Origin of the sequence: Thermoclostridium stercorarium subsp. stercorarium DSM 8532 (genome assembly GCF_000331995.1) — a bacterium.
Taxonomy (GTDB): domain Bacteria; phylum Bacillota; class Clostridia; order DSM-8532; family DSM-8532; genus Thermoclostridium; species Thermoclostridium stercorarium.
In genome coordinates this window covers 846,875-858,792 of the sequence record NC_020134.1, presented here as the reverse complement: position 1 = coordinate 858,792, position 11,918 = coordinate 846,875, and the positions used below count along the sequence as shown (strand labels likewise).

At 43.9% G+C, this 11,918-nt stretch carries 10 protein-coding genes, 1 rRNA gene and 1 pseudogene; 5 read left to right on the top strand and 7 right to left on the bottom strand.

What is annotated here, in order from left to right:
• Positions 1-14 precede the first annotated feature (14 nt).
• On the bottom strand, positions 15-194 hold the full coding sequence (locus tag CST_RS13495; RefSeq protein ID WP_015358515.1) for a hypothetical protein: 180 nt from the start codon (positions 192-194) through the stop codon (positions 15-17).
• An 80-nt stretch (positions 195-274) separates the two neighbouring features.
• Positions 275-1,808: ribosomal RNA gene (locus CST_RS03835) — 16S ribosomal RNA — on the bottom strand.
• Between the two features lie 667 nt (positions 1,809-2,475).
• On the opposite strand from CST_RS03835, the gene CST_RS03825 reads away from it, so the two are divergent.
• Positions 2,476-3,702, top strand: coding sequence for an IS256 family transposase (locus CST_RS03825; protein WP_015358103.1), 1,227 nt, complete (start codon positions 2,476-2,478; stop codon positions 3,700-3,702).
• Here CST_RS03825 and CST_RS13325 read toward each other — a convergent pair.
• The 4 genes and pseudogenes from CST_RS13325 to CST_RS03810 all read right to left on the bottom strand — a co-directional run.
• Positions 3,701-3,955 (bottom strand): annotated as a pseudogene (locus tag CST_RS13325) (helix-turn-helix domain-containing protein); the annotation flags it as partial. The gene CST_RS03825 and the pseudogene CST_RS13325 overlap by 2 nt on opposite strands.
• A gap of 328 nt (positions 3,956-4,283) precedes the next feature.
• Complete coding sequence (locus CST_RS03820) at positions 4,284-5,384, bottom strand: sugar kinase (protein WP_015358513.1); 1,101 nt, start codon at positions 5,382-5,384, stop codon at positions 4,284-4,286.
• 57 nt (positions 5,385-5,441) lie between these two features.
• Entirely contained in the window at positions 5,442-6,086 is a 645-nt protein-coding gene (locus tag CST_RS03815) for a bifunctional 2-keto-4-hydroxyglutarate aldolase/2-keto-3-deoxy-6-phosphogluconate aldolase (RefSeq protein ID WP_015358512.1), read from the bottom strand.
• Between the two features lie 69 nt (positions 6,087-6,155).
• The gene (locus CST_RS03810) at positions 6,156-6,932 is read right to left on the bottom strand and encodes an IclR family transcriptional regulator (RefSeq protein ID WP_015358511.1); all 777 of its coding nucleotides are present in this window, start codon (positions 6,930-6,932) and stop codon (positions 6,156-6,158) included.
• Positions 6,933-7,171: 239 nt separating this feature from the next.
• On the opposite strand from CST_RS03810, the gene CST_RS03805 reads away from it, so the two are divergent.
• From CST_RS03805 to CST_RS03790, 4 genes are all read left to right on the top strand, one after another.
• Positions 7,172-7,714, top strand: coding sequence for a DJ-1 family glyoxalase III (locus CST_RS03805; RefSeq protein WP_015358510.1), 543 nt, complete (start codon positions 7,172-7,174; stop codon positions 7,712-7,714).
• 141 nt (positions 7,715-7,855) lie between these two features.
• On the top strand, positions 7,856-8,425 hold the full coding sequence (locus tag CST_RS03800; RefSeq protein ID WP_015358509.1) for a glycerol-3-phosphate responsive antiterminator: 570 nt from the start codon (positions 7,856-7,858) through the stop codon (positions 8,423-8,425).
• A 168-nt stretch (positions 8,426-8,593) separates the two neighbouring features.
• A complete protein-coding gene (locus tag CST_RS03795; protein WP_015358508.1) occupies positions 8,594-9,406 on the top strand; it encodes an HAD-IIA family hydrolase in 813 nt (270 codons plus the stop codon).
• A 182-nt stretch (positions 9,407-9,588) separates the two neighbouring features.
• Positions 9,589-9,843 carry a YkuS family protein gene (locus tag CST_RS03790; RefSeq protein ID WP_015358507.1) on the top strand — a complete coding sequence of 85 codons (255 nt, stop codon included), beginning with the start codon at positions 9,589-9,591 and terminating at the stop codon, positions 9,841-9,843.
• A 100-nt stretch (positions 9,844-9,943) separates the two neighbouring features.
• Here CST_RS03790 and thrS read toward each other — a convergent pair whose 3' ends face one another.
• Positions 9,944-11,881, bottom strand: a complete 1,938-nt coding sequence (gene thrS / locus CST_RS03785) for a threonine--tRNA ligase (protein WP_015358506.1) — start codon at positions 11,879-11,881, stop codon at positions 9,944-9,946.
• Between the last annotated feature and the right edge of the window lie 37 nt (positions 11,882-11,918).

Here is an 11,918-nt window from a genome sequence, read left to right as displayed (position 1 = left end):
GTAACTTCACCTTCTCAGGCTCCATTACCTCCGCTCGTTACCACCAGCTTCAGCATTATACAGTTTTCAAGGTACTTACCTTTATCAGTCTCAATTTCATCCGGTTTGCTTGCCGGGTAATTAATATACCACGTACAAAGCTCACCGTCAACCAGAAATTTTTGCCAGCGTCCAATTTTTAAGTCACCGGACACTGGAAATTAAACAGTGCATTGACGAACCCGACCGACCTGGATTGGCTTTACTGCTTTTAGCAGTAAGCCTGTCTCCTTAGAAAGGAGGTGATCCAGCCGCACCTTCCGATACGGCTACCTTGTTACGACTTCACCCCAATCACTGACCCCACCTTCGACGGCGCCCCCCCTCTCGGTTAGGCTACCGGCTTCGGGTGTTGCCAGCTCTCATGGTGTGACGGGCGGTGTGTACAAGGCCCGGGAACGTATTCACGGCAGTATGCTGACCTGCCATTACTAGCAATTCCGGCTTCATGCAGGCGAGTTGCAGCCTGCAATCCGAACTGGGACGACCTTTCGGGATTTGCTCCTCCTCGCGGATTTGCTTCCCTCTGTAGTCGCCATTGTAGCACGTGTGTAGCCCAGGACATAAGGGGCATGATGATTTGACGTCATCCCCACCTTCCTCCGACTTCTCGCCGGCAGTCTCGTTAGAGTGCCCATCTTACTGCTGGCAACTAACGACAAGGGTTGCGCTCGTTGCGGGACTTAACCCAACATCTCACGACACGAGCTGACGACAACCATGCACCACCTGTCTCCCCTGCTCCTTGCGGAGAAGATGTATCTCTACATCCGTCAGGGGGATGTCAAGCCCTGGTAAGGTTCTTCGCGTTGCTTCGAATTAAACCACATGCTCCACTGCTTGTGCGGGCCCCCGTCAATTCCTTTGAGTTTCAGCCTTGCGGCCGTACTCCCCAGGTGGGATACTTATTGTGTTAACTACGGCACAGAAGGGGTCGATACCTCCTACACCTAGTATCCATCGTTTACAGCGTGGACTACCAGGGTATCTAATCCTGTTTGCTCCCCACGCTTTCGCGCCTCAGCGTCAGTTACCGTCCAGAAAGCCGCCTTCGCCACTGGTGTTCCTCCCAATATCTACGCATTTCACCGCTACACTGGGAATTCCGCTTTCCTCTCCGGCACTCAAGAGCACCAGTTTCAGATGCACCCCCGAGGTTAAGCCCCGGTATTTCACACCTGACTTGGCACCCCGCCTACACGCCCTTTACACCCAGTAATTCCGGACAACGCTCGCCACCTACGTATTACCGCGGCTGCTGGCACGTAGTTAGCCGTGGCTTGTTCTTCGGGTACCGTCATCTTCGTCCCCGATCAAAGGAGTTTACAACCCAAAGGCCTTCTTCCTCCACGCGGCGTCGCTGCGTCAGGGTTTCCCCCATTGCGCAATATTCCCCACTGCTGCCTCCCGTAGGAGTCTGGGCCGTGTCTCAGTCCCAATGCGGCCGGCCAACCTCTCAGTCCGGCTACCGATCGTCGCCTTGGTAGGCCGTTACCCTACCAACTAGCTAATCGGACGCGAGCCCATCCTATGCCGCCTCAGCTTTTACCACTGTGACATGCGTCACTGTGGTCTTATGCGGTATTAGCACCGGTTTCCCGGTGTTATCCCCCAGCATAGGGCAGGTTGCTCACGCGTTACTCGCCCGTCCGCCACTCTCACCATGCCACTTCGGTCCGAAGACCTCCGTAACACGGATCCCGTTCGACTTGCATGTGTTAGGCACGCCGCCAGCGTTCGTCCTGAGCCAGGATCAAACCCTCAAATTAAACTTCTTACCGTCTAATCCGATGGTTTCCCTCTAGCTCTGTTACACAGAGTCTCAAAGTTCTTAACGGATTCGTCTTGCACTGTTCAATTTTCAATGTCCGGTTCCGACTCCCCGTCGGCTTTGCCACTTCCGCTGTCCTTGCCTTCGCCGTCTTCCCCGTGGCGGATTCTTAGTTTATCATGTCTCTTATCTTTTGTCAAGTGCTTTATGTTAACTTTTCGTGATATTCTTCGCTTCCGCCGCCTCAGCAACGGGATTTTTAATTTAACATATCCTTTATGTTTTGTCAAGCCTTTATGTTTACCATTTTCTGTCTCTTGCGGATACGCTAAATTGTCTTTCCTTTAATGTATCCCGTTTTCAATCCCGCTGCTCCGCTTTTCGTCAGCGACAGCTTTTTTTATATTATCACGCGGCTTTAATTTTGTCAACACCTTATGTAAACAAAATTTATTTTATAAATTGCAATATTAAATGCCGTGAAAAATTTGGTAAATCCATTGCTTATTGGATTTGCTTCATTGTATCACACAGCCATCTCCTGGCTGACCTATAACCAAATATCCTCCTTGGGTATTCATTAATCTCTATAACCGCATCCGGAGAGGGTGTTAAAATAAAATTGTGTCTGGTGTATAATAAAATCACAAAGGAGGCTGGTAATTATGGATAAAAATACCTATTATGAAACAGTCAAAAATATGGCGGTTGAAAAAGTATTAAACCAGTATTGCTCTGATTCAGATCCATCACGCCCTGCCCTCAAAAAGTTGCTGGAGGATTTGCTCGACTGGTTTATGTTGTCTGAACGCCAAATCTATCTCTTGAAAAACGAGAACGACAAAGGCAACGGCTTTTATGATAGAAAACTTGGTACACCTATGGGTAACCTGGACATCTCTGTCCCAAGAACTCGCACTGGCGATTTCAGACCCCACATCCTACCTGAACCGTATAAAAGGGTGGATGAATCCTATACAGACCTTCTTATGTCCCTTGTTGTCAACGGTTATTCAGAATCTTCTCTCTTAAATACCCTCAAAAGCCTCAACCTTCCTTACTCTGATGATGAACTCAACAAAATCAAAGATGACCTAAAAAGTGAATTAGACCTTTTCAAACAACGGGAATTACCCGAATCGGTGTTTGCTTTATTAATCGATGCTTATCATTGTGAGATAAAAGACGGCTCAAAAGTGAAGAAAGCCGCATGCTACATAATCCTTGGCGTTGATATGGAAGGTAAGAAAGACATCTTTGGCCTTTACACCTTCTTCGGCAAAGAAAACAGAGCCGATTGGAACAAGGTCTTTGAAGACTTGATAAACCGCGGTCTTAAACGAGTTTTAGTGGTTGTAAGTGATGATTTCCCAGGTATTATCGAGACCGTCAAAGCTGTATATCCATATGCTGATCATCAGCTCTGTTTTGTACACCTTCAGAGAAATATCCGCAAATACATGACCAAAGCTGATGCCGCAGAATTCAATAAAGAACTCGATAAAATAAAATTTGCTTCTTCCTTTGATGAAGCTGTTCAAAAGTTTTATGACCTTTGCAGTAAATTTAAGAGTAAATATAGCCGATATATGAACATTCTCATGGAGAAAGCAGAACATTATATGGCTTTCATTAAATACCCCGAATCCTTGAGGAAGCATGTTTATACTACCAACAGTGTAGAGAGTATCAACAGTCTAGTTGAAAAAATTCGGATAAGATCGGGTGGTTACTTTAACTCTGTCGAAGTATTGGAAATTAACATATATTTACAGAGGGAGAACTTGAGGCGGACAAAATGGAAAAAAGCGGTACCAATGATAAATGCTCACATTTATGAAATACAACAAATTTTCCAGTTACGTTACTTTAATCAGACACAAAATTCTTGACAACTCTCTCCGGAGAATACTTTTCATTGATTATCTTTGACTCTATATACCTCACTAATTCATAGTCATTTCCTATCTTTAACTGACTCCGTGCTACATCCACACAATACTCTTTTCTGTATGTCAAATGACTATTTTGTAGATATATTGTTCCACGGACTATCTCTCTTTATATTGTCCTTCTGTGCCTGCTTAGTCTTTTCGCTATTTCCGTTATTGTATACTTTTCTTCTAAATATAAAACAAATGAAAAATTTTAGTGGGCTTAAGCAAAAAATTAATATTTCCGAGATACCTATGAATAAGAACGAATTATTTGACTTTTGAGGAAATTTTAATTTGAACGAAATGATCAGACGTAAATTCATTTACTTTTGAATAAAGAATTATCTTTTCCGCTCACGCACAAAGGTAATACGAAATAGTATTAATTTTTTACTTACTTTGCAGTTATAATGAAAACGCAAAATTCTTCCTGATCAGCAAATACTACGGAATTACTTTTACAAAATTAATTTCGGGAGACCACGTATGAAACTCATGATCTCCCGAATGATTTTCAGTACCGGCCAATATTCTTATTAACGCACAACCCTGGCGCTTCCGCCGGACATCAGTTTTTCCACTTCTTTTACATCCGCCATTGAAGTATCGCCGGGTGTCGTCATTGCCAGCGCACCATGAGCGGCACCGTAATTTACCGCTTTTTCAGGATCTCCCGTCGTCATAAGGCCGTAAATGAGACCTGAAGCAAAGCTGTCACCGCCGCCAACCCTGTCAAGAATCTCCAGATTCTTATATTCTCTGGACTGGTATATCTTGCCGTCTGCCCAGCAGATAGCGCTCCAGTCATTAATTGTAGCGGTATGAACGGTTCTTAAGGTTGTGGCAACAACTTTGAAATTGGGATATGTCTTGACAACCTCATTAATCATATTTTTATAACCCTCAATATTCAAAGACTTGAGATTTTCGTCGTTGCCTTCAACTTTGAACCCTAAGGCCGCAGTGAAGTCTTCTTCGTTACCAATCATCACGTCAATATATTTCGCAATTTCCTTGTTGACTTCCTGAGCCCTCTTCTCGCCGCCGATGGCTTTCCACAGCGAAGGTCTGTAATTCAAGTCATAAGATACAATTGTACCGTATTTCTTTGCCGTCTGAACCGCTTCAATCACCACTTCAGGCGTTGTTTCAGACAAGGCGGCAAAAATTCCTCCGGTATGGAACCAGCGCGCTCCGTATTTTCCGAATATGGTATCCCAGTCTATATCGCCTTTTTTCAGCTGAGAAGCGGCGGTATACGCGCGGTCGGATACACCCAGGGCGCCTCTTACGCCATATCCTCTTTCTGTAAAGTTAAGACCGTTTCTGACCTTTCTTCCAATACCGTCAAAAGGCATCCATTTGATGAAGCGGGTGTCCACTCCGCCCTGCATTACCAAGTCTTCAAGAAGGCGTCCCACTTCATTGTCGGCAAAAGCCGTAACAACCGCAACATCCATGCCGAAGCATTTTCTCAGGCCACGGGTAACGTTATATTCACCGCCGCCTTCCCACACTCTGAAGTAACGGGCCGTACGGATACGACCTTCGCCCGGATCAAGCCTCAGCATTATTTCACCAAGGGATATACAGTCATACGCGCATTCACTTTTTGGTTTAATATCCAACAAAGCCATAGAATCAACTCCTTCCGTGAATTTTAATTCTTTAAACCAATTGCACAATTTAAGTTTTTACTGACCTCTTGCCTCCCTGATTTTTTCAAGGAAGAGCTTAGCCGTCTCTGTAATTTTTGCATAGTCCCCGGTTTTTGCGCCTGCAGTCAGGCTGCTTCCTGCACCCAGCGCTACAGCTCCGGCCTTAATCCATTCTGCGGCATTGTCCACCGACACACCACCCGTTGGCATTAATTCAGCCTGCGGAATGGGTCCTTTAATGGCTTTGATAATTTTCGGACCGAATAATTCTCCGGGGAAAACCTTAATAATATCTGCGCCGGCTTCAAGGCATTCAACAACCTCACGAATTGTCATTGCACCGGGCATGCAGGCAACACGATACCTGTTGCACAGTTTAACCGTTTCAAGATTCAGGCTGGGGCTTACCACATACTGAGCACCTGACAGTATTGCGATTCTTGCCGTCTCAGGATCAAGAACCGTTCCGGCGCCAAGAATGATCTGGTCCTCCGAGAAACGGCTTGCGAGCTTTTCAATAACCTTATGCGCTCCCGGCACCGTAAAGGTAATTTCAATCGCTGCAACGCCGCCCTCAAGGCACGCTTCGGTAATTCTAAGGGCTTTGTCTTCATTTTCAGCCCTTACCACCGCAACAAGGCCTACTTCGCGAATTCTTGAAATAACCTGTTCCTTTTTCATAAAATCCACCTCTCTTATTATTTCTCAATATTTTCCAAAGCCCGTTCCAATAATGACCGGTCAGGAAAATCATTCTCCTGTTTTTCCTGTAAATCCCAGTCTTCTGGAAATATTATCAGCGGCTTCAACAACCAGTTTTCCATAATATTCATCCTTGTCGGGTGAAATTATGTTTTTGCTGCCTGTTATGCTCAAAGCCGCAATGATTTTTCCTGTAAAATCCCTTACCGGCGCTGCAATACACCGTATCCCAATTTCATGTTCCTCGTTATCAATTGCCCACCCTTTTTGCCGGACCATTTCAAGCTCTCTTTTGAATTCATCCGCATCTTTTACCGTATTTTCGGTATAACGGATATACTTTATTTTTCCTAAGACTTGTTCCTGATAATCACTGTTCTGCCCTGACAAAAGCACCTTACCCAGGGCTGAACAATGCACAGGCACTCGTTTTCCAATCTGGGAATACATTCTGAGACTTTGCATTACTTCTATTTTTTCTATGTAAACCACTTCTGTTTCATCCAGTATTGCCAGATGTGTTACCTGACCCGTCAACTCGGTAAGATGTCGCATGAACGGCGCCGCTTCGGTTTTCAGTTCAATTTGCCGAACATACAGACCACTTATTTCAATAAATTTCGGTCCGATTTTATATAACCCTGTGTTCTGATCCTTTTCCAGGTACCCGCGCCTTACCAATGCATTTATAAGACGGTATACGGTACTTTTATGCAAACCGAGTTTTTGGCCAATCTCGGTCACTCCCATCCCATTAGGGGTCACGGCAAGTAATTCAATTATGTCGAAAGTTCTGTCAAGAGTTTGAACACCATTTTCTGCCATATATAAAACCCATTCTGTTTCATTATATGAAACGAAGTTTTGTATTGCGGTACAATTTAATTATATAACCAGTTATATGCATAGTCAAGACTGAACAGTACAAAGCAAATTATCAGCGGCATGAAAAAGCGAAAACGCCGATTCTGGTCTATGAATAATTTTTTCCACTGCTTTAATATGCTATAATTAAAACTGACAGTTTATAATAAAAACTAAATATACGAAAGGTGGTTGATAAAATGGTTTATGTAATGCTTGCCGAAGGTTTTGAAGAAATAGAAGCGCTTACGGTTGTGGACGTGTTAAGGAGAGCAGGCATTGACGTTTCCACCGTTTCAATAACAGGTTCAAAAACCGTTACCGGAAGTCATAACATCCCTGTAACAGCCGATATCCTGCTTCCAGATGCCGACCTTGAGAATGCCGATATGGTTGTTTTGCCTGGAGGAATGCCTGGTACCAATAATTTGTATGACAGTTCGGAACTGGAAAAAGTAATAGCCCACAGAGTTGAAAACGGCAAATGGGTTGCGGCGATTTGTGCAGCGCCGATAATTCTTGGAAGAAGAGGGCATTTGAAAGGTTTGGAAGCCGTATGTTACCCCGGTTTTGAAAATGAACTGATCGGGGCTAAGATAAAAAACGAGAAAGTGGTAATTTCCAGTAAGATTATAACCTCAAAAGGCCCAGGTACCGCCCTTGACTTTGCGTTTGCCATTGTATCGGTATTGAAGGATGAAAATACCGCAAGAAAACTGAGGGCAGGAATGCAGGCGGAATAAAACGCAAAGCGTATTGACACGGTTCGTCCTGCTCTGTATCATGGTAGTATGACAATGCCGGTTGGAAAGGTTTTTTCGGCGTTTTAGGGCAGTACCGAGAAAGAAAATATTTTCATCCTTCTTATTAAAGGATTGGCGTTAATGAAACATGAAGAAATAATCAGTAAAATTGAGCAAAACCCGATTATTGCCGCTGTAAGGAATGAAAACCTGCTGCAGAAAGCAATAAACTCGCCCGTGTCGACAATATTCCTGCTGCATGCCAGTATTTTTAACATTAAAACCATGGTGGACGCAATAAAAAAAGCAGGAAAACATGCCGTAATTCATATAGATTTCCTTGAGGGTATCGGGCGTGACAACAGTGCCATAGATTATATCTGCGACGTAATACAACCCGACGGTATAATAAGCACCAAAAACAACAATATCAAATATGCGGCAGACAGAGGAATGTTCACCATACAGAGGTTTTTCCTCATCGACAGTATGTCGTACGATACGTCGGTTAAGACGGCAAATGCCGTAAAACCGCATATGGTCGAAGTACTGCCCGGAATAATGCCAAAAATTATAAAACGTATAACCCAACAGTTACCAATGCCTGTGATAGCAGGCGGTCTTGTCGAAACAAAGGAAGATGTCATTGAAATACTGAATTCTGGTGCAATTGCGGTTTCCACGGGCACCGACAGGCTTTGGGAACTGTAATACCATATAAACCAAATACCGACTGGAGTTTCTGGAGTCACATAAATCAGAAGTTTAACCGCTTCTTTTTTGTGTGACTTTTATTTTAGGATTACCGTCCCGATACGTTATTTAAAACCGTTTTTTCATCATACGGAGGCAAAAAGGCCCGCAATCATTAACTGTGTTATGCTTACAGAGGAGGATGAACCGGTGGTTAAAGAAAGCATTCTTAAAACAAAAAAATTATTCGTTCTGGACATGGACGGCACATTTTACCTTGGTGACAGGCTAATTGACGGCTCTCTTGATTTTATTAAAAAACTTGAAGCCACGGGCAAACAATATCTTTTTTTTACGAACAATTCATCAAAAACATCTGACTTCTATATTAAAAAACTGGCGTCTATGGGGCTTAATATAACAAAGGATCGGATTTTAACATCGGGAGATGTTACAATAAATTATCTGAAAAAATATTACAACGGCAAAAGAATTTATCTTATGGCAACAGAGATTGTTGAAAAAGAGTTCCTGGAAAGAGGAATAAATCTTTGCACCGATGATGCCGACGCAGTTGTTGTGGCTTTCGACACAAGCCTCACTTATGAAAAACTCAATATTGCCTGTAAACTAATAAGAAACGGCAGTGATTTCATAGCAACCCATCCCGATTTCAACTGTCCGACTGAGGACGGCTTTATTCCCGACTGCGGAGCAATGTGCGCATTCATCACCGCATCGACAGGCAAAAAACCCAAATACCTCGGTAAACCATATAAGGAAACAGTGGACTGCATACTTGATCATACCGGACTTACAGTTGATGACATCGTTTTTGTCGGTGACAGGCTGTACACCGATATCGCTACGGCATACTATCACGGCGCCACCGGGCTTCTTGTGCTTTCAGGAGAAACAAAGCTCAAGGACCTGGAAAATTCGGATGTCAAACCCGACTTAATATTCGAAAGCCTTAAAGAGGTTGCGGAAGTTCTGTAAACTTAAATTCTTCAGCGGTGGCACTGCCTGCCGCCGCTTTTTCAGTCTTTTCTCATACAGTTTGGCCTTTTTTGAGTACCGCCTGACTTAAAACATATAAAACTGGTATATGGTATTTTTTAATTACACAAACTATAAGTGTTTATAATAATTTTTAAAAAATAAAAAACGGAGGTAATCTCATGCACAAAATTGCGGTACAGAAAGGCCTGACTCCGGTTCAGGAATACCTCACCGAACGCGGATACGAAGTGGAAACAATAGACTTTGACGCATTTACGAAAGCTCAGACCGAAGAATATGACGCAATAGTTATAACGGGAATGAACACAAACTTTCTCGGCCTGGAAACTACGGCCACCAACGTGCCTGTAATTGACGCAACGGGTATGACACCCGAAGAGATTTATGAACAGATAGAACGTTCCTTTATATGAAGGTATAAAATTTTAACCTAAAAAGTAAACTGAGAAAAAGAAACAATCAGCGAGTTTGCTTTGTGGTGAAACTCGCTGATTGTCTGTATTGTTCCTTGTGTTACCTTGCCTTTGTGGCAATTTCTTCGGTAATTTTTCTTGCGAAAGCATCGAAATCCATCGGGCCAAGATCGCCTTCTTTTCTCGATCTTACTGCCACCTGCCCGCTTTCCATTTCCTTGTCCCCGATTACAAGCATATACGGTATCTTTTCAAGCTGAGCCTCACGGATTTTGTACCCGATCTTTTCGTTACGTTTGTCTACTTCCACTCTGATACCCAGATTTTTTAATCTGTTGGCTATATCATCGGCATAAACATTCTGCTTGTCGACTATAGGCAGCACTTTAACCTGAACGGGCGCAAGCCATGTCGGAAAAGCCCCTGCATACTTTTCTATCAGCATTGCAAGGGTACGTTCGTAACAGCCGATGGAAGTACGATGAATGATATACGGGCGCTTTCTTTCATTATTTTTGTCCACATAAAACATGTCAAAACGTTCGGGCAGCAGGAAGTCTATCTGCACCGTCATGATTGTGTCCTCTTTGCCATAAACATTTTTGTACTGTATATCCAGCTTAGGGCCGTAAAATGCCGCTTCGCCCTCTGCTTCAATATAAGGCAGGCCGATATGGTCAAGAATGTTCTTCATTTTGGCCTGGGTGTATTCCCATGCTTCAGGATTATCAATATATTTCTCCCTGTTATTCGGATTCCATTTTGAGAAGCGGTAAGTTACATCTTCTTTCAGGCCAAGAATATCCATCATATAATTGATTAAGTCCACCGCACCCCTGAATTCATCTTCAAGCTGCTCGGGAGTGCAAATTATATGTCCCTCGGAAATTGTAAACTGGCGTACACGGATAAGCCCGTGCATCTCACCCGATGCTTCGTTTCTGAACAGCGTGGAAGTTTCGGCCAACCTTACGGGCAAATCCCTGTAGCTGTGTATTTTCGAATTGTAAATTAAAAACTGGAACGGGCATGTCATAGGCCTTAAAGCCAATACTTCACTGTCCTTTTCTTCGTCGCCGAGCACAAACATTCCGTCCTTGTAATGCTGCCAGTGCCCTGAAATTTTATAAAGGTCACTTTTCGCCATATACGGTGTTTTCGTTCTTAAATAGCCCCTGCGTTCTTCTTCGTCCTCAACAAAACGCTGCATAATCTGAAGAATTTTGGCGCCCTTTGGCATAATTAACGGCAAACCCTGGCCGACAGGCTCGGCGGTCATAAATATTCCCAGTTCACGGCCAAGCTTGTTGTGATCTCTCTTTTTCGCCTCCTCAAGCTTTGCAAGGTGCTCGTCAAGCATGCTCTTCTTCGGGAAACTCACTCCGTAAATCCTTTGCAGCATCTTATTTTTTTCATTTCCCCGCCAGTATGCCCCAGCAACACTGATCAGCTTAAACGCCTTGACACTTCCGGTGCTGAGAAGGTGCGGCCCCGCGCACAAATCGGTGAATTCGCCCTGCCGGTAGAAAGATATTTCCTCGCCATCAGGAAGTTCCGAAATCAATTCCGCCTTATAGATCTCGCCTTTTTCGTTTACAAATTTTAATGCCTCTTCCCTGCTTAACGTAAACCGTTCAATGGGCAAATCCTCTTTTATTATTTTATGCATTTCGGCTTCAATTTCTTCCAGCTGCTCGGGAGTAAACGGCTTTTCAACGTCGAAGTCATAATAAAAACCGGTATCAATTGCCGGGCCTATGGCAAGTTTCACATCCGGATAAAGCCTCTTCACCGCCTGGGCCAGTATGTGCGAAGTGGTATGCCAGTAGGCCATTCTTCCCCCAGCGTCGTCAAATGTCAGTATGCTGAGTTTGCAGTCCTCATTCAACCGATATCTTAAATCAACAACCTTTCCGTTCACTTCACCGGCCAGTGCTGCCCTGGCAAGCCCCGGGCTTATGCTTTCGGCGGCCTCTATAACCGATATTCCCTCTTGCATTTCCTTACAACTTCCGTCTTTCAAAGTTACCTTAATCATAGCCACAACTCCTTACGGTATGTGCAGTAATTGATTA